Here is a 16,549-nt window from a genome sequence, read left to right on the forward strand (position 1 = left end):
TCGAACCCCTGTTACCGCCGTGAAAGGGCGGTGTCCTAGGCCACTAGACGAAGGGGACACGCTACCCGGAACACATGGTGTGTGTTTCGGTGTCCAGATCCGCATCCGAAGACTTGGTTCTGGTTTCACTCAGCCCCGCCCGAAAGCAGTGCCGTTTAAAATTGGAGCGGGAAACGAGACTCGAACTCGCGACCCCGACCTTGGCAAGGTCGTGCTCTACCAACTGAGCTATTCCCGCAAWTGGCGTCCCCTAGGGGACTCGAACCCCTGTTACCGCCGTGAAAGGGCGGTGTCCTAGGCCACTAGACGAAGGGGACACACTACAACATTCACTCCCTGCCGCGTTTCGCTGTGTGCTTTACGCTGCAAGTGGCGCGCATTCTATGGATGGATTGGAGGGTCGTCAACCCCCTGATATAAATTTATTTAAATCAATGACTTCGGGGTGGTTTGCGAGCCCTTTCGGGCATTTGTGCAGCCTGTGCCTTGACGCCTATATTCTGACACTCGACAAGGCGCTATAGTCCACATCCATAGGTGATGGCAATATGAAACCAGCCAGACATTTCCTATATAAGCAGAGAATCGGCCTGTTTCTGCTCGTCGACCTGCGCTAGGCGCCCCAAGGCTAAGTCACTACACTCGCCACTCGTACGCGAACCCCAGAAAGAGGTCTTACACGGTGACACCACTCATGATCACCCTGCTAGTAGTAGCCGGGATCGTACTTTTGATCGCCATTGGCTACATGAACCATGTGGTGGAAAACAACAAACTGGAAAAGGCCCGTACCAAGGTCGAACTCAATGACCGCCTGCGCCGCTGCGGCGAAATCACCGAGACCTTCCCCGGCCAGTTCATGTCGCCGGCGCTCAAGCTGCTGATGACCCGCCTGGAGCTCAACGTCGTTCAGCGCCTGTTGAACCTGGACAAGTCCGATGCCGCGCTCAAGGCACGTATTACCGAGTTGAATGCGCTGGTCGGCCAGGGCGAATCGATTCCGGTCAACAACCCGCCCTGCCCGATCCAGACCGAAGCCAAGGCCAAGGACGTGCGTTTTCTCCTGGAAGCCCTGCATGGGCAGGTGACGCGCGCCGCCCAGGACGGTTTCCTGCCGACCAACGAAGCCAAGCACTGGATCAGGGAAATCCGCCACATCCTGGTGCTGCTGCACATCGAGTTCTTCAACAATCTCGGCCAGTACGCCCTGCAGCAGGAGCAACCCGGCCAGGCGCGCCTGGCGTTCGAGCGTGGCGTGCAGTACCTGCGCAAGCAGCCGGACCCGGCGGTCTATCGGGAACAGTTGGAGTACCTGGAAAAACTCCTGGCCCGCTCCAACGCGATGGTGTTGACCAACACCCAGCCGGTCGAAGGCGAGGTCAACCAATTGACCGAAGGCCTGAAAGTGGTCGAAGCCGACGCCGACTGGAAGAAGAAAGCCATTTACGACTGACCGGCAACAGCCGTGCGAGCAACTCGCACGGCACGGCCTATAAAGGCTGCGCCCCTGGCGGCGCAGCCTGTAGCAAGCATCCGCGGCATTACAACCGGAAATGCCCGACCATCCCCTTCAACTCCGCCCCCAACTGCGCCAGCTCGATGCTCGACGCTGCATTGCCCTGCATGGCCAGTGACGACTGATCGGCACTGGCGCGGATGCTGGTGACGCTGCGATTGATCTCTTCGGCGACCGAGCTTTGTTGTTCGGCGGCCGCGGCGATCTGCTGGTTCATCTGCTGAATCAGCGACACCGCCGTGGCGATGCTGCCCAGCGCGCTTTCGGTCTGCAGCGCATCGCTGACCGCCAGCTTGACCAGTTCACCGCTGCTCTGGATCTGCTGCACCGAGGACTGCGCCGCCGAGCGCAAGGCACTGACCAGGCGCTCAATCTCTTCGGTGGATTGCTGGGTGCGCTTGGCCAGGGCCCGCACTTCGTCGGCGACCACCGCAAAGCCCCTGCCCTGCTCGCCGGCACGCGCCGCTTCGATGGCCGCGTTCAGCGCCAGCAGGTTGGTCTGTTCAGCGACACTCTTGATCACGCTGAGCACGGTGCCGATGTTCTGGATCTCGGCGCTGAGGCTTTCGATGCTGGAACTGGCGCTGCTGGCCGAATCCGCCAATTGTTCGATGCGCTGCATGCTCTGGCGCACCACCTGCTGGCCACTTTCGACCTTGTCGTCGGCGGTCTGCGCCGCTTGCGCCGCTTCTTCGGCGTTGCGCGCGACATCGTGCACGGTGGCGGTCATCTGGTTCATTGCCGTCGCCACCTGCTCGGTTTCTTCCTTCTGGCTGCTGACCTCCAGATTGGTCTGCTCGGTCACCGCTGACAGCGACTGGGCCGAGCTGGCCAACTGCTCGATGCCCGCCTGCAAGCCGCTGACAATACCGCTCAGGCCACTGCCCATCTGTTGCATCGCCAGCATCAACTGGCCGATTTCATCCCGGCGCGTCACTTCCACTGTCGCGCTCAGGTCGCCGGCGGCGATCTGCTGCGCCACGCGCATCACGCTGCGCAGCGGAGTGACGATCAAACGGGTAATGATCCAGGCCGCCAGCACGCCCACCAGCAATGCCAGGGCCGACGAAGCGACGATCAGCAGCGAGTTCTTTTTCAGTTCCGCCTGCATCGACTGATCCTGCGCGCCGTACGCCTGGTCGACCCGCTCCATCACCTGCGCAGCGCGCTCGTGCAGCTGCTGATAGACCTTTTTCTCCTGCGCCAGCAAGCCGGTGTATTCGGCGAGCTTTTCGCTGAAGCCGCCGATATGCCCGACCACCTCGTTGAGCACGGTCTGATAACCGGCGTCCTTGACCACGGTCTTGAGCTGCTCGGCCTGGGCCAGGGCCTGGTCGGCCTGCTCGATCTTGCCCTGCTCGACCTCTTCCTCGCCCTTGCGGCTCTGGTCCAGGCGCACCCGGGCTTCGTTCATGGCTTGCAGCATCAGGCGCGAGACCTGGCTGACCTGATTGGCCTGCTCGACGAACTCGCTGCCCTCCTTGCCGGCGGATTCCTTGAGCGTATAGGTGCCGTCATCGGCCAGACCGGCCTGCAGTACGTCGAGGTTGTTGGCCACGCTGGACACCGACCAGCTGGCCATTTCCAGCGCCAGGTCCTTGGCCTGGGTCAGCTCGACGAACTCGTCGAAGGCCTTGCGGTAAGCCCCCAGCGCCTGCTCGACGTCGGTCATCACCGGCACGTTCGCCGCCGAGCGCTCCTTGAGCTGCGCCGCCAGCCCCAGCAGGCCATCGACGCCCTCATGCAAGGCGTCCGCGGTTTTTGCGTCGCCGTGCAAGGCATAGTTCTGTTCGAGCAGGCGGACCTTGAGCAGACCGCTGTTGAGCGACGACATCTGCTTGAGGCCATCGAAACGCTGGCTGATGGTCTGCAGGGACCAGACGCCTATGGCCGCCACCAGCGCTGTCAGAAGCAGCACCAGGGTGAAACCGACACCCAGTTTTTTCGCCATGCCGAGGTTGGCAAAACGTCCGTTCGTGGCCGAATTCATTGCGCTCAGTCCCCTTCCAGTCCCCAATGGCGACAGGGCCATTATCCAGTTTTGCAGGTTCGCAACGGGCTGCACTGGAGCACAAGTATCTGGCGTCGGAATAATGGCAAAAAGCTACGTTCAGGTCGTTTTCAGAATGGTCGAGGTCGATCCGGTACAGCCCTGGCAACGCGCGTTCATCAGGGCCTTCCATAAGGCAGGCGAGTCTCAGATGGCGGTGGCGCCACCGTCGACCGCCAGCGCATGGCCAGTGGTGAAGGCCGCGCCGTCGCTGCACAGATACAGCACCGCGCTGGCGATTTCCTCGACCTTGCCGATCCGTCCGACCGGGTGCATGGCCGCGGCGAATTCGGCTTTCTTCGGATCGGCCTCGTAGGCGCGGCGGAACATGTCAGTGTCGATCACCGCCGGACACACCGCGTTGACGCGGATTTTCTTCTTCGCGTACTCGATGGCCGCCGACTTGGTCAGGCCGATCACCGCATGCTTGGAGGCGGCATAGATGCTCATCTTCGGCGCAGCACCGAGACCGGCCACCGATGCGGTGTTGACGATCGCCCCGCCGCCCTGGGCGAGCATCAGCGGCAACTGGTGCTTCATGCACAGCCAGACGCCCTTGACGTTGACCGCCATGATCGCGTCGAACTCGTCCAGGGTGCCGTCCGCCAGCTTGCCCTTCTCGATTTCGATCCCGGCATTGTTGAAGGCATAGTCGAGGCGCCCGTAGAGGCTTACCACCTGTGCCATCAGGTTCTGCACATCCGCCTCGTCGGTGACGTTGCAACGCACGAACGCCGCCTCGCCACCGGCGGCGCGAATCAATTGCACCGTGCCTTCGCCGCCGGCGACGTCCAGGTCGGCCGCCACCACTTTCAGCCCCTCTGCGGCGAACGCCAGGGCCGTGGCCCGGCCAATACCCGCCGCTGCGCCGGTGACCAAAACGACCTGGCCGGAAAACGTCATGCTCATGGTGATGCCCTCGATGGAATGCATGGATCGGATTGGCCCAGTCTAGGCACAGGCAACGGGCACGCGGCAGCACTATCAGAGGGCCGGTTGCCCACTTATCCGCGATGGTGATGAAGGCGGCCATACGACCATCACGCCTCTGGATCGCGCCCTATTCGCTACAGCGGCAAACCTTGCGGCATCAGGGCTGAAGGTCTATCAACTAGGGTTCCATTGATCCTCGAGTGCCTGCCATGACCACCCTGACCAATCGCCAGTTTCTGCTCGCCAAACGCCCGGTGGGCGCGGCAACCCGCGAAACCTTCACCTACCAGCAGGTTGCCGTCGGCGAACCTGCGGCCGGGCAGATCCTGGTGAAGAACGAGTACCTGTCCCTCGACCCGGCCATGCGCGGCTGGATGAACGAAGGCAAGTCCTACATCCCGCCGGTGGCCATCGGCGAAGTGATGCGCGCCCTGGGCGTGGGCCAGGTGATCGCTTCGAACAACCCCGGCTTCGCCGTCGGCGACTACGTCAATGGCGCCCTGGGCGTGCAGGACTATTTCCTCGGCGAGCCGCGCGGCTTCTACAAGGTCGATCCGAAACTGGCGCCGCTGCCGCGCTACCTGTCGGCCCTGGGCATGACCGGCATGACCGCCTATTTCGCCCTGCTGGACGTCGGTGCGCCAAAGGCAGGTGAAACCGTGGTGCTGTCGGGCGCGGCCGGCGCGGTGGGCAGCATTGCCGGGCAGATCGCCAAGATCAAAGGCTGCCGGGTGGTCGGCATCGCCGGTGGCCCGGACAAATGCAAGTTCCTGATCGATGAGCTGGGCTTCGACGGGGCCATCGACTACAAGAGCGAAGACGTCCACGCCGGCCTCAAGCGCGAATGCCCGAAAGGCGTCGATGTGTATTTCGACAACGTTGGCGGCGACATTCTCGATGCCGTGCTCAGCCGCCTGAACTTCAAGGCCCGGGTGGTGATCTGCGGCGCCATCAGCCAGTACAACAATAAGGAAGCGGTCAAAGGCCCGGCCAACTACCTGTCGCTGCTGGTCAATCGCGCGCGCATGGAAGGCTTTGTGGTGATGGACTATGCGGCCCAGTTCGCCGCCGCCGGGCAGGAAATGGCCGGCTGGATGGCCAAGGGGCAGCTCAAGAGCAAGGAGGATATTGTCGAGGGGCTGGAGACTTTCCCGGAAACGCTGATGAAGCTGTTCAGCGGCGAGAACTTCGGCAAGCTGGTATTGAAGGTTTGAGACAGGCTTTTTGAATGGCGTTAGCTGGTCGATTGTTTCGCGAGCAAGCTCGCTCCTACAGGAAACGCGTCCCCTGTAGGAGCGAGCTTGCTCGCGATAGCGCGAAGCGCGCTTACGCCAGCTCGGCTACCACGGCCGCCAGGGCCTTGGCCGGGTCCGCCGCCTGGCTGATCGGACGGCCGATCACCAGGTAATCGGAGCCGGCATCCAACGCCTGGCGCGGAGTAAGGATGCGCCGCTGGTCGTCCTGGGCGCTGCCCGCCGGACGAATCCCCGGGGTCACCAGTTGCAGCGACGGGTGCGCGGCCTTCAGCGCCTGGGCTTCCAGGGCCGAACAGACCAGACCGTCCATGCCGGCCTTTTCCGCCAGGGCGGCGAGGCGCAACACCTGCTCCTGCGGTTCGATATCCAGGCCGATGCCAGCCAGGTCTTCTCGCTCCATGCTGGTCAGCACGGTCACGCCGATCAGCAGCGGTTTCGGGCCGCTGCGCTGGTCGAGCACTTCGCGGCAGGCCGCCATCATGCGCAAGCCGCCGGAGCAGTGCACATTGACCATCCACACGCCCATCTCCGCGGCAGCCTTGACGGCCATCGCGGTGGTGTTGGGGATGTCATGGAATTTCAGGTCGAGGAAGACTTCAAAACCCTTGTCGCGCAGGGTGCCGACGATTTCCGAGGCGCAACTGGTGAACAGTTCCTTGCCGACTTTGACCCGGCACAGCTTGGGGTCCAGCTGATCAGCCAGTTTCAGTGCGGCGTCACGGGTGGGAAAGTCCAGGGCGACGATGATAGGAGTCTGGCAAGCGGACATGAAGGGGGCTCTCAGGCAAGTCGAAATCGGCGCGGATTGTAGCGCAAGCGACGGCGCTCCGGGACCCGATGATCGGTAATTCATCGCCAACGGCAGCTTGCGTAGCGACAAAACCGTGCAAATGCCCGCGCCTGGCGGCAATTGTGTCGAGCCCGATACACTCCCGACACGCCGGCAACAACCAGCCCGGCTACCCTCGCCAGCCGCAACACTCCCGAACAGCACTTCCAGCCCCAGGGCCGGACGCCTATGCTGAAGCCACCACCTCGCCGCCCCTCTTTGTGGCAGGCAGCCTACCTGGCAGATGATCGCACGCATGCATAACACTCCAGCTCCCCTCAATGACGATCAGAAAGCACCTGGCACGGGTGACGACAAGCGCTGGAACACCCGGGCGCTGATCGTCGACGACGACATACCGATCCGCGAACTGCTGATCGACTACCTGGCCCGTTTCAACATCCACGCCACCGGCGTGACCGATGGAGCGGCGATGCGCCAGGCCTTGCAGGCGGAACACTTCGACGTGGTGGTGCTCGACCTGATGCTGCCCGGCGAGGATGGCCTGTCCCTGTGCCGCTGGCTGCGTAACGAATCGGACATCCCGATCCTGATGCTCACCGCCCGCTGCGAGCCCACCGACCGGATCATCGGCCTGGAGCTGGGGGCCGACGACTATATGGCCAAGCCCTTCGAGCCCCGGGAACTGGTGGCGCGGATCCAGACCATCCTGCGCCGGGTCCGCGACGACCGCACCGAACAGCGGGCCAATATCCGCTTCGACAACTGGCGCCTCAACAGCGTGCTGCGCCAGTTGATCTCCGCCGACGGTCTTGTCGTACCGCTGTCCAACGCCGAGTTCCGCCTGCTCTGGGTGTTCATCGAACGTCCGCGCCGGGTGCTGAGCCGCGAACAGCTGCTGGACGCCGCCCGTGGCCGCTCCATCGAAGCCTTCGATCGCAGCATCGACCTGCTGGTCTCGCGCCTGCGGCAGAAGCTCGGCGACGACCCGAAATCGCCACAGTTGATCAAGACCGTGCGCGGCGAAGGCTACCTGTTCGACGCCCGAGACATCGGCTGATGCGTGGGCGCTTCGATACGCTGTTCGGCCGCCTGTTCGGGGTATTGCTGATCGCGATCGTGCTCGCCCACCTGCTCGCCCTCTTCTGGTTCCGCCTCTACGGCCCGCCTCCGCATCCGCGTCCGTCGGCCAGCGAATTCAGCGGCCAGCCACAACCCGGCAACGGGCGCTTCGAACCGCGGCCGCCGCGGCCCTGGTTCGGCGGGCCGATCGTGCCGCTGACCTTCCAGTTCATCTCGCTGATCATCGCCGCCTGGTACGGCGCCAAGCTGCTGACCCGACCGATCCAGCGCCTGAGCGACGCCGCCGAGCGCCTCAGCGAAGACCTCGACAGCCCGCCGCTGGACGAGTCCGGCCCGCGGGAAGCGCGGCAGGCGGCCCACACCTTCAACCTGATGCAACGGCGCATCCAGGAGCAGGTCAAGCAGCGCGGGCGCATGCTCGGCGCGGTTTCCCATGACCTGCGCACGCCCCTGTCGCGCCTCAAGCTGCGGCTGGAACAGATCGAAGACCACAGGCTGCAGGGCCAGATGCGCCAGGACCTCGACGACATGATCAGCATGCTCGACGCGACCCTGAGCTACCTGCACGAACAGCGCACCAGCGAGGCTGTGCAGTGGATGGATGTGCAGGCGCTGGTGGAATCGCTCTGTGAAAACGCCCAGGACCAGGGCGCCGACGTGCAGACCAGCGGCCATTGCGCGCCCCTGCAAGTGCAGCCGATGGCCCTGCGTTCCTGCCTGAACAACCTGCTGGACAACGCCCTGCGCTATGCCGGGCATGCCCGCATCAGCCTGCGGGACAGCCGCGAGCAGGTGCTGATCCGGGTCATCGACCACGGTCCGGGCATCGCCGAAGACCAGCGTGAAGCGGTGTTCGAACCCTTCTATCGGCTGGAAGGCTCGCGCAACCGCAACTCCGGCGGCGTCGGCCTGGGCATGACCATCGCCCGCGAGGCCGCCGAACGCCTGGGCGGGCAACTGCACCTGGAAGAAACCCCAGGTGGCGGCCTGACCACCGTGGTGCGCCTGCCCCGCGCCTGAACCGCCGGTGTGTACCGGCTGGTACAAAGCTCACATACCCACGACACCTCGCCGCCTGAGCGCCGCCGTCACCGTAGCCGCCGTAGCCGCTGCCGAGCAGCGCGAGGCTGCGATCGGCTTGGGCGGCACTCCGACGTAGCGGTCGTAAACCAGTCAACACCTTAGCTCCGGCAGACTACCCATGCTGCGTTTGTGAGCATCAGGTTTCTGCCTGGAAGAATGCATGGCCTGGTTTTACGGCGCTTCGCGGTCGATCGCAGTCTCGCAGGCTCGGCAGCGGCTACAGGAGCGGGCACGAATGCCCGCGTTCTGCATGGATCAGCGCTTGTCTTCGACCCGCGCCTGGCTGGCGCTCCAGTCGGTCAACAGGCTGTAGGCCACGGCCAGCAGGGTCGGGCCGATGAACAGGCCGATGAAACCGAAGGCGATCAGCCCGCCGAAGACCCCGAGCAGCACGATCACCAGCGGCAGGTTGCCGCCCCGGCTGATCAGGTAGGGTTTGAGCACGTTGTCGACGCCACTGATGATGAAGGTGCCCCAGATACCGAGGAACACCGCCATCCCGTATTCGCCTTTCCAGGCCAGCCAGGCGGTGGCTGGAATCCACACCAGCGGCGGGCCCATGGGAATCAGGCTGAGCAGGAAGGTGACAATCCCCAGTACCAGCGCGCCCGGCACGCCGGCGATCAGGAAGCCGATCAGGGCCAGGATCGCCTGGGCCGCCGCGGTGCCGATCACCCCGTTGACCACCCGCTGCACCGTACCGGCCACCAGCTCGATGTAGTAGCCGGCGCGGTCGCCGATCAGGCGCTCCAGCAGCCCATGGACGAACGCCGCCAGGCGCGGGCCGTCGCGATAGAAGAAAAACACGAAGACGATGCTCAGGGTCAGTTCGAGGATCCCGCCACCGATCTGCGCGCTGCGGGCCAGAAGCCAGTTGCCGACCTGCCCCAGGTAAGGCTTGATCGCCAGCATCATCGCCGCGCCCTGCTGGTCGATGCTGTCCCACAGCCCCACCAGGCGTTCACCGACGAAGGGCACGCCGGCCAGCCAGCTCGGCGCTTCGGGCAGGCCGTCGACCTGCACATCCTTGATAAAGGCGGTGGCATCGCGCACATGGTCGGCCAGGTTGAAACCGAGCCAGACCAGCGGCGCCGCCACCAGCAGCATCCAGCCCAGGGTCAGCACGGCCGCGGCCAGGGACTCGCGGCCATTGAGCCAGCGGGTCAGCAGGCGCATCAGCGGCCAGCTGGCAAACGCCAGGACCGCCCCCCAGAACAACGCGGACCAGAACGGCGCCATGACCCAGAAGCTGGCGCCGAACAGCACCAGAAGCAGGATCTGCACCAACAGGCGATCATTATTGAGCATGTAGGATCTCGAGAAAGGTCAACTCACCAAGCGTAGGCGAAAGGCGGATCGCCCGTTCGCCTGCGCCCGTTCAATGCAGCAGTTCAGCGCAGCAGCTCAAGGCGCAGGCCTGGAGCCTCGCTGCCGCCGGTTTCCATGCGGGCCGCCCGCACGCCCTGGCCGATCAGGGCCTGGCGCCAGGCCTCGGCATTCGGCCCGGAAACACTGACCCGCAAGGTGGCATCGAGGTTCAACCCGCGTGACAGCAAGGTCAGCCAGGTGGGCTGGGGTTCGCCGCCGAGCTTGGGCAGGTCCAGTTCGCCGGTGTCCTTGAGCTGGCGCAACAGGGTAGCCGAGGTCGGCAACAACTCGCCCAGGGGAGTACTGGCGTCGAACTGCTCGACATGCAGGTACGCCCGGCGATTGCCACGGGTGATGCTGTACAGGGCCACCAGCGAGTTGTCGTTGGGCGCGGCCAGGCGCAACAGCAGGTAGGCCTGCTGGACATCGGCACCGTACAGCTTGGCGTTGCCGAACACCTCGTTGGCCCACAGGCTGCTTTCCCCGCAATCCCGGGCCTGGCACCAGAACAACAGTTCGGCGCCCTGCTTCTGCAAGGCTTCGCGGGCAGCGGTAAAGGCCGAGGTCGAGGAATGCTCCGGCGGCAGCTCGTAGGTCACCGACGTCGCGGTGCCGCGCGCGCCGACCTGGCCATCGAAACGCAGCTGGCCGCTGATCTTGCGGATCGAGCCCATGGGATAGATCCGCTCCATCTCGGCCGCCGGACGGTAGTCGACGATCTGCGCGTCAGGCATGCGCGGCACGATCGGCAAGTCATGGCTGCCGGGCAAGTCGGCGGCGAGGAGCAAGGGGCTGGCACAGGACAGCAGCAGGACACTGAATAAACGCATGGATGCTCTCATCGGATCAGCATGGCCTGGGCACCCTTGATGACACTGGCGTCATCCGTGCGCTGCGGAACCAGCAGCCCGCGCTGCACCGCCGGTCGCGCCTCGAGGGTCGCCATCCAGCGTTGCAGGGCCGTCAGGCCCTCCACCGGAACCCCGGACCATTCATGGCCGCGCACCCAGGGAAAGGTGGCGATATCGGCAATGCTGTAGTCGCCGGCGAGGAATTCGACCTCCTGCAAGCGGGTGTCGAGCACCTCGTACAGGCGCCGGGTTTCATGCTGGTAACGATCGATGGCGCCCTGGAGCTTTTCCGGAAAGTAGCGGAAGAACACATTGGCCTGGCCCTGCATCGGGCCGATGCCGCCCATCTGGAACATCAGCCACTGGATCACTCGGGAGCGGCCCTTGGGATCGCTGGGCAGCAACTGCCCACTGAGTTCAGCCAGATAGAGGAGAATCGCGCCGGATTCGAACACGGCGAAATCGCCGTTGGCGCGGTCGACAATCGCCGGAATCCGGCCATTGGGATTGATCTTGAGAAAGCCTGGAGCCTTTTGTTCCTTCTTGTCGAAACTCAGGGCATGCACCGTATAAGGCAGGCCGAGTTCCTCGAGCACGATAGAGACCTTGTGGCCATTCGGGGTCGCAGCGGTGTAGAGATCTATCATGGTTGTCTCCCATTTCAACCCGCCCAGCCTCGACAGTTGCCCGCTGCAAGTCAAGAAACGGCGAAAAACCTATTGAAACAGTCTGCAACAAGGCTCGCGCCGGCTTCGTCGTTCAAGTGCAGGTGATGGCCACCAGGCAGCTGTTCCCGGCTAAAGGGTAGCCGCTCCAGCAACTCCGGGTGCTTGGCCAGCATGCCGTCGGCCGCCACCACCAGCTGGGTCGGACAGGACAGGCGCTGGACGAAGGTCATGGCCTGTTCCTGGGTCAGGCGCAGCGGCGAAGCCAGGGTCAGGCGGCTGTCGCTGCGCCAGGTGTAGCCCCCCGGGACCGGCATCAGGCCACGTTGCGCGAGCAGTTCGGCGGCTTCGCGGCTGACCGCGACCATGCCCTTCATCCGCACTTCGATGGCGCGGTCCAGGGTGGCGTAGACCGGCTTGCGCTTTTCCCGCAGGTCCAGCTGGGCCTGCAGGGCCATGCCCATGCGCTCGGCGGCATTCTCACCGGTGGCGGTCGGCGGAATCACCCCGTCGATCAGCGCCAGGTGGCTTACCCGCTCGGGCAACGAGCCGGCCAGCACCAGCGAGACGATCGCGCCCAGGGAATGCCCGAGCAGGCCAAAACGTTTCCAGCCCAACTGCTCGGCGACCTGCAACACGTCATACACATAATCCCAGAGCGCATAGCTGGCACCCAGGGGGCGGTGCCCGGAATGGCCATGCCCGGCCATGTCCAGGGCGACGATGCGCAAGCCGCGCAGCCGGGGCGCCAGCCGCGCGAAGCTGTTGGCGTTGTCCAGCCAGCCGTGCAAGGCAATGACCGGCAAACCGTCCTCGGGGCCGAACAGGTGCGCCGCCAGCTCGATATGCGGCAGGCTCAGGCGGACTTCTTCCACCGCGGCGCTCATGCGCAGCTCCGTTCGGCGCGGGTTTCCCAGCGGCTGAAGAGTTTTTTCAGCAGGGCCGCGGTGTCCTGCGGGCGCTCCAGCGGGAACATGTGCCCGCCCGGCATGCTCAGGGATTCGCCATGGGGCATGCGCCCGACACTGCTGGCGTGATGCTTCATCACCACCCGGCTCTGACGCCCGCGCACCACCGCCAGCGGCACCTTCAACTGCCGGGGGCGGCCCGGGCTGGTGTGCGGTACGCCGCGATAGATGCTGATCTCGGTGGCCGGGTCGAAGCGCAGCCGCAAACGGCCGTCGACCTGATGCAGGCCGTGTTGCAGGTAGGCGTCGAAACACTCGGGGTCGAAGCCGCGGAACAGGGTCTTGCCGGCAAAGTACTTGCGCGCCGACTCCAGGTCGCTGAACTCCTCGCGCCGGCCCAGGGTCCGGCCGGCGGGGGTCAGGCGGTCGATAAAACCGAAACGCTTGGCGGCGCGAATCACCCATTGATCGGCACGGGTCAGCACCGGCGAGTCGAGCATCACCACCCCGCGATACAGCTCCGGGCAACGCAGCGCCGCGTGCAGGTGCAGGACGCCGCCGAAGGAATGGCCGACGCCCCACACCGGTTCGGCCTGCTGTTGCAGATGGTGGATCAGTTCGTCCACCAGGTTGAGCCAGTTGTCATCCGCCGGAAAGCGCGGATCGTGGGCGTGCTGCTGCAAGTGCGCCACTTGATACTCGGGCGCCAGGGCGGCGAACAACTTGCCGTAGGTCCCCGAGGGAAACCCGTTGGCGTGAGCGAAAAACACCTGTTGCGACATACCGGCTAACTCATGAACAAAAAACGATGGCTGATTGTCCGCACGCCATTGCCCGACGGCAATGACAGTAACGGTCAAGAATGATGACACTCCGCTTCAGCCTATGGGTACCGCTCAACGCGCCGGCGGCGTCTGCCCCAGCGGCACCACGGCCATGGTCAGGCGCGATACGCAACTGGCCTTGCCTTCGTCGCTGCAGAGGCGAATATCCCAGACATGGGTGGTACGCCCGATATGAATCGCCCTGGCCACCGCCGTCACCCGGCCGGAACGCAGGCCGCGCAGATGGTTGGCGTTGATCTCCAGGCCCACGCAGTAGAACTTGCTGGCGTCGATGCACAGGTAGCTGGCCATGGAGCCGACCGTTTCCGCCAGCACCACCGAGGCGCCGCCGTGCAGCAGGCCATAGGGTTGGTGGGTGCGATGGTCGATCACCATGCTAGCGGTCAGGGATTCGTCGTCGAAGGACTCGAAGCGGATGTCCAGCACCTCACCGATGGTGTTTTTCTGGATCGCGTTCAGTTGCTCGATGTTCGGGGTGGTACGCCATAGGCTCATCACTGCATCCTTTAGGGGGGTTAACCGCGCTCAATCCTGCCACAGCACCGCTTCGGAGCGCTCGCTCCACTCTTTGAAGCGCTCGCCGTAGGTGGCTTCGATGACATTGCGCTTGATCTTCAGGGTCGGGGTCAGAAAGCCGTTTTCCACCGCCCAACTGTCCTTCACCACCACCAGGCGGTGCAAGCGTTCATGTTTATCGAGCGCGCCGTTGACCTCATCGAGCAGGTTTTCCAGGCTCGCATGCAGGCCGCCACGGGCACCGCCGGCGGCGTCCTGCAAACCGGCCGCGGACAACACGCACAGGCCCAGCGGCGCACTCAGGCCATCGCCGACCACACACACCTGCTCGATCCGCGAATGCACCGCCAGCCGGTTCTCGATCGGCGCCGGGGCCACGTACTTGCCCTTGCTGGTCTTGAAGATTTCCTTGAGCCGCCCGGTCAGGCGCAGATTGCCATCGGCGTCCTGCTCGCCCTTGTCGCCGGTGCGCAGGAAACCATCCGCGGTGACGGTTTCCGCGGTCTTCTGTGGGTCCTTGAAGTAGCCGAGCATGGTCGCCCCACTGCGCACCTGGACCTCTCCGGCCTCGTCAATCCGCACCTCGACGTCCGGGCAAGGCCGACCGATCCAGCCGGGTACATGCTGGCCGCTGCGGCCGATGTGAGAATAACCGCAACTTTCGGTCATGCCGTACACCTCCAGCACGTCGAGGCCCAGGCGCTGGTACCAGTCCAACAGGGTCTGCGGCACCGGCGCGGCGCCGGACAAGGCGACCCGCAGTGCATCCAGCCCCAGCCCGGCCAGCACCTTGTGCCCGACCCGCTTGCCGATGAACGGCAGACCCAGCAGGAAGTCCAGGCGCTTGGCCGGAACCTTGCTGTACACGCCCATCTGGAACTTGGTCCAGATCCGCGGCACACCGAACAGCGCCGTGGGCCGCGCCCGCTGCAGGTCGGTGAGAAAGGTCTCCAGGCTCTCGGCGAAGAACACTGTCTGCCCGGTATAGATCGCCGCCAGCTCGACGAACATGCGCTCGGCCACATGGCACAGCGGCAGGTAGGACAACAGCCGGTCCGTCGGCCCGAGGCCGAACAGCTGGGTGCCGCGGGTCGCCGCAAAGCCCAGGGTGCCGAAGCTGTGCATCACGCCCTTGGGCAGGCCGGTGGTGCCCGAGGTGTAAATGATGGTCGCCAGTTGCTCGGCGGCGGGGTTGGGGTCGTCCTGGATCGGCGAGCACTGCTGCAACTGGTCCCAGGTGAAGTCAAAGCGGCCTTCGGGGCAGATCGGCAGGCTGATGGTCGGCAGCCCGGGCTTCACGCCGGGGGCCATCACCGGCCAGTCATCCAGCTTGCCGATGAACACCAGGGCCGACTCGGAATGCTCCAGCACCTGAGCCACCGAATCGGCGGTCAGGTTGGGATACAGCGGCACGGAAACGTGACCGGCCATCCAGATCGCCAGGTCGGCGATGATCCAGTGGGCGCAGTTCTTGGAAATGATCGCGACATGACTGCCCGGCGGCAGCTCGCGGGCGCGCAGCCAGTGAGCGGCGCGGCGGGCCTGGTGGCCGACGTCGGCCCAGGTCAGCTCTTCGACCCGGCCACCACCCAGGGGCTGGACCAGGAAACGTTGGCGGGGATGACGAGCTTCGCGCTCGTAGAACACTTCCAGCGGCAAACGAAAAGCAGCAGACATGCGACTCGCTCCTTTGTTTTTGTTCTGATCGTGAGGCTAGCCAACCAAGCACTTGCTCGGGCGACTATTCCACGCACAAAGGAACGCTGCAAGTTAAGAAATGTAGCGAAAAGCCCAGATCGTCGTGGGAGCGAGGCTTGCCCGCGATAAGAGGAACGCGCTGCTTCAGACAGTCCGCGCCGCTTCCTTCGCGGGCAAGCCTCGCTCCTACGGTTCAGGGATTCTTGATGCTGTTGAGGGTCATCAGGCCGGCCAGCGGCCAGTCGCCTTCGAGTTCCGCCAGGCCTGCGGTGTGCATCGGCTGGGGATTGCGCAGATGGCCATGCTGCAGGAGGCCGATCAGGTTACCCACCAGCGGCTGGTGGCTGACCAGCAGCACGTTGTCCGCCGAATCGAGCTGGGCGACCACCGACAACGGGTTGTTGTCCGGCGTCAGCCAGGACACGGTGCGGATATCCGCTTCGAAGCCCAGGGCTTCGCGCACCAGCTTCGCCGTCTGCTGCGCCCGCGCATAAGGGCTGGCGATGATCGCGCTGAGCGGCTGGCCGATCAGGTGCGCGGCGCTGCGCAGCGCTTCCTCGCGGCCATGCTCGGTCAGGTTGCGTTCAGCGTCGCTGCGCGCATGCGGCTCGGCTTCACCGTGGCGCAACACCCAGAGCTTCACAGCTTGGGCTCCTCGTCGCGTACCGGATGGGGCGCCGGTGGCACCACGTGCGGCGCTTCGCCTTCAGGGGCGCGCGGGGCCGGCCAGTCGGCGAACGGCCAAGGCTTCTGGTCGGTGTGGAAACTGCCGAAGCGACCGATCTGCGCCAGGAACTGGCTCAGGCTGTCGCCGAAGTTCATCAGGCTGGCACTTGGCGAGCCGTAGATCAGCCGGTAGATCAACTGCACCAGCACCAACGCGCCGAGGATGAATTGCGCCACTTGCCAGACCAGCACGAACACCAGCATCCACAACACACGCAGGAGGATGGATTCGTACTTGGCTTCGGAATTCGTATCGTTCAT

Annotated in this window: 16 protein-coding genes, 2 tRNA genes and 1 pseudogene; 4 read left to right on the forward strand and 15 right to left on the reverse strand. The window is 64.4% G+C overall.

The genetic code is table 11. From position 1 onward, the window contains the following. Positions 1–162 precede the first annotated feature (162 nt). Both PVZ80_RS24265 and PVZ80_RS24270 read right to left on the reverse strand, forming a co-directional pair. Positions 163–238, reverse strand: a tRNA-Gly gene (locus PVZ80_RS24265). A gap of 3 nt (positions 239–241) precedes the next feature. Further along, a tRNA-Glu gene (locus tag PVZ80_RS24270) sits at positions 242–317 on the reverse strand. 377 nt (positions 318–694) lie between these two features. Here PVZ80_RS24270 and PVZ80_RS24275 point away from each other — a divergent pair. Next, positions 695–1,453: a hypothetical protein gene (locus PVZ80_RS24275; protein WP_273864693.1), complete on the forward strand. Its 759-nt coding sequence runs from the start codon at positions 695–697 to the stop codon at positions 1,451–1,453. Between the two features lie 88 nt (positions 1,454–1,541). Here the strand turns inward: PVZ80_RS24275 and PVZ80_RS34095 are convergent, their stop codons facing one another. The 3 genes and pseudogenes from PVZ80_RS34095 to PVZ80_RS24285 all read right to left on the reverse strand — a co-directional run bounded on the left by PVZ80_RS34095 (position 1,542) and on the right by PVZ80_RS24285 (position 4,475). Continuing rightward, a complete protein-coding gene (locus PVZ80_RS34095) occupies positions 1,542–2,423 on the reverse strand; it encodes a methyl-accepting chemotaxis protein (protein WP_371356848.1) in 882 nt (293 codons plus the stop codon). Between the two features lie 30 nt (positions 2,424–2,453). Beyond that, positions 2,454–3,548: pseudogene (locus PVZ80_RS34100) on the reverse strand (methyl-accepting chemotaxis protein); the annotation flags it as partial. A 165-nt stretch (positions 3,549–3,713) separates the two neighbouring features. Continuing rightward, positions 3,714–4,475: an SDR family oxidoreductase gene (locus tag PVZ80_RS24285; RefSeq protein ID WP_038636488.1), complete on the reverse strand. Its 762-nt coding sequence runs from the start codon at positions 4,473–4,475 to the stop codon at positions 3,714–3,716. A 233-nt stretch (positions 4,476–4,708) separates the two neighbouring features. On the opposite strand from PVZ80_RS24285, the gene PVZ80_RS24290 reads away from it, so the two are divergent. Further along, complete coding sequence (locus tag PVZ80_RS24290) at positions 4,709–5,713, forward strand: NADP-dependent oxidoreductase (RefSeq protein ID WP_038631084.1); 1,005 nt, start codon at positions 4,709–4,711, stop codon at positions 5,711–5,713. 112 nt (positions 5,714–5,825) lie between these two features. Here PVZ80_RS24290 and pyrF read toward each other — a convergent pair whose 3' ends face one another. Further along, the gene (gene pyrF / locus PVZ80_RS24295) at positions 5,826–6,524 is read right to left on the reverse strand and encodes an orotidine-5'-phosphate decarboxylase (RefSeq protein WP_007931610.1); all 699 of its coding nucleotides are present in this window, start codon (positions 6,522–6,524) and stop codon (positions 5,826–5,828) included. Positions 6,525–6,840: 316 nt separating this feature from the next. On the opposite strand from pyrF, the gene PVZ80_RS24300 reads away from it, so the two are divergent. Further along, entirely contained in the window at positions 6,841–7,605 is a 765-nt protein-coding gene (locus PVZ80_RS24300; protein ID WP_009047795.1) for a response regulator, read from the forward strand. Further along, complete coding sequence (locus PVZ80_RS24305) at positions 7,605–8,648, forward strand: sensor histidine kinase (protein WP_101282013.1); 1,044 nt, start codon at positions 7,605–7,607, stop codon at positions 8,646–8,648. The genes PVZ80_RS24300 and PVZ80_RS24305 overlap by 1 nt, the downstream gene beginning before the upstream one ends. 318 nt (positions 8,649–8,966) lie before the next feature. On the opposite strand, the gene PVZ80_RS24310 is transcribed toward PVZ80_RS24305, so the two are convergent. The 9 genes from PVZ80_RS24310 to PVZ80_RS24350 form a co-directional block, all read right to left on the reverse strand. Continuing rightward, positions 8,967–10,019 (reverse strand): AI-2E family transporter, encoded by a 1,053-nt coding sequence (locus PVZ80_RS24310; RefSeq protein ID WP_009047793.1) that lies wholly within the window; start codon positions 10,017–10,019, stop codon positions 8,967–8,969. A gap of 83 nt (positions 10,020–10,102) precedes the next feature. After that, positions 10,103–10,909, reverse strand: a complete 807-nt coding sequence (locus PVZ80_RS24315; RefSeq protein ID WP_028681896.1) for a DUF4892 domain-containing protein — start codon at positions 10,907–10,909, stop codon at positions 10,103–10,105. 8 nt (positions 10,910–10,917) lie between these two features. Continuing rightward, a complete protein-coding gene (locus tag PVZ80_RS24320; RefSeq protein WP_023968388.1) occupies positions 10,918–11,577 on the reverse strand; it encodes a glutathione S-transferase family protein in 660 nt (219 codons plus the stop codon). 50 nt (positions 11,578–11,627) lie between these two features. Then, the gene (locus PVZ80_RS24325; protein WP_016702195.1) at positions 11,628–12,482 is read right to left on the reverse strand and encodes an alpha/beta hydrolase; all 855 of its coding nucleotides are present in this window, start codon (positions 12,480–12,482) and stop codon (positions 11,628–11,630) included. Beyond that, positions 12,479–13,285 carry an alpha/beta fold hydrolase gene (locus tag PVZ80_RS24330; RefSeq protein ID WP_009047789.1) on the reverse strand — a complete coding sequence of 269 codons (807 nt, stop codon included), beginning with the start codon at positions 13,283–13,285 and terminating at the stop codon, positions 12,479–12,481. The genes PVZ80_RS24325 and PVZ80_RS24330 overlap by 4 nt, the downstream gene beginning before the upstream one ends. A 114-nt stretch (positions 13,286–13,399) precedes the next feature. Beyond that, entirely contained in the window at positions 13,400–13,843 is a 444-nt protein-coding gene (locus PVZ80_RS24335) for a hotdog fold thioesterase (protein WP_007931583.1), read from the reverse strand. A 30-nt stretch (positions 13,844–13,873) separates the two neighbouring features. Then, the gene (locus tag PVZ80_RS24340) at positions 13,874–15,541 is read right to left on the reverse strand and encodes an AMP-binding protein (RefSeq protein ID WP_273864694.1); all 1,668 of its coding nucleotides are present in this window, start codon (positions 15,539–15,541) and stop codon (positions 13,874–13,876) included. Between the two features lie 214 nt (positions 15,542–15,755). Beyond that, complete coding sequence (gene sixA / locus PVZ80_RS24345; RefSeq protein WP_009047787.1) at positions 15,756–16,205, reverse strand: phosphohistidine phosphatase SixA; 450 nt, start codon at positions 16,203–16,205, stop codon at positions 15,756–15,758. Further along, on the reverse strand, positions 16,202–16,549 hold the full coding sequence (locus PVZ80_RS24350) for a DUF4389 domain-containing protein (RefSeq protein WP_007931570.1): 348 nt from the start codon (positions 16,547–16,549) through the stop codon (positions 16,202–16,204). Before PVZ80_RS24350 ends, sixA begins: the two co-directional genes overlap by 4 nt.

The sequence above is a fragment of the Pseudomonas sp. B3G-3 genome, assembly GCF_028640915.1.
Taxonomy (GTDB): domain Bacteria; phylum Pseudomonadota; class Gammaproteobacteria; order Pseudomonadales; family Pseudomonadaceae; genus Aquipseudomonas; species Aquipseudomonas chlororaphis_I.

Bases quoted from the DNA above. Each gene is read 5' to 3' on its own strand.
- PVZ80_RS24275 (WP_273864693.1), top strand. From the start codon at position 695: ATGATCACCCTGCTAGTAGTAGCCGGGATCGTACTTTTGATCGCCATT.
- PVZ80_RS34095 (WP_371356848.1), bottom strand. From the start codon at position 2,423: ATGCTGGCGATGCAACAGATGGGCAGTGGCCTGAGCGGTATTGTCAGC.
- PVZ80_RS24285 (WP_038636488.1), bottom strand. From the start codon at position 4,475: ATGAGCATGACGTTTTCCGGCCAGGTCGTTTTGGTCACCGGCGCAGCG.
- PVZ80_RS24290 (WP_038631084.1), top strand. From the start codon at position 4,709: ATGACCACCCTGACCAATCGCCAGTTTCTGCTCGCCAAACGCCCGGTG.
- pyrF (WP_007931610.1), bottom strand. From the start codon at position 6,524: ATGTCCGCTTGCCAGACTCCTATCATCGTCGCCCTGGACTTTCCCACC.
- PVZ80_RS24300 (WP_009047795.1), top strand. From the start codon at position 6,841: ATGCATAACACTCCAGCTCCCCTCAATGACGATCAGAAAGCACCTGGC.
- PVZ80_RS24305 (WP_101282013.1), top strand. From the start codon at position 7,605: ATGCGTGGGCGCTTCGATACGCTGTTCGGCCGCCTGTTCGGGGTATTG.
- PVZ80_RS24310 (WP_009047793.1), bottom strand. From the start codon at position 10,019: ATGCTCAATAATGATCGCCTGTTGGTGCAGATCCTGCTTCTGGTGCTG.
- PVZ80_RS24315 (WP_028681896.1), bottom strand. From the start codon at position 10,909: ATGCGTTTATTCAGTGTCCTGCTGCTGTCCTGTGCCAGCCCCTTGCTC.
- PVZ80_RS24320 (WP_023968388.1), bottom strand. From the start codon at position 11,577: ATGATAGATCTCTACACCGCTGCGACCCCGAATGGCCACAAGGTCTCT.
- PVZ80_RS24325 (WP_016702195.1), bottom strand. From the start codon at position 12,482: ATGAGCGCCGCGGTGGAAGAAGTCCGCCTGAGCCTGCCGCATATCGAG.
- PVZ80_RS24330 (WP_009047789.1), bottom strand. From the start codon at position 13,285: ATGTCGCAACAGGTGTTTTTCGCTCACGCCAACGGGTTTCCCTCGGGG.
- PVZ80_RS24335 (WP_007931583.1), bottom strand. From the start codon at position 13,843: ATGAGCCTATGGCGTACCACCCCGAACATCGAGCAACTGAACGCGATC.
- PVZ80_RS24340 (WP_273864694.1), bottom strand. From the start codon at position 15,541: ATGTCTGCTGCTTTTCGTTTGCCGCTGGAAGTGTTCTACGAGCGCGAA.
- PVZ80_RS24350 (WP_007931570.1), bottom strand. From the start codon at position 16,549: ATGAACGATACGAATTCCGAAGCCAAGTACGAATCCATCCTCCTGCGT.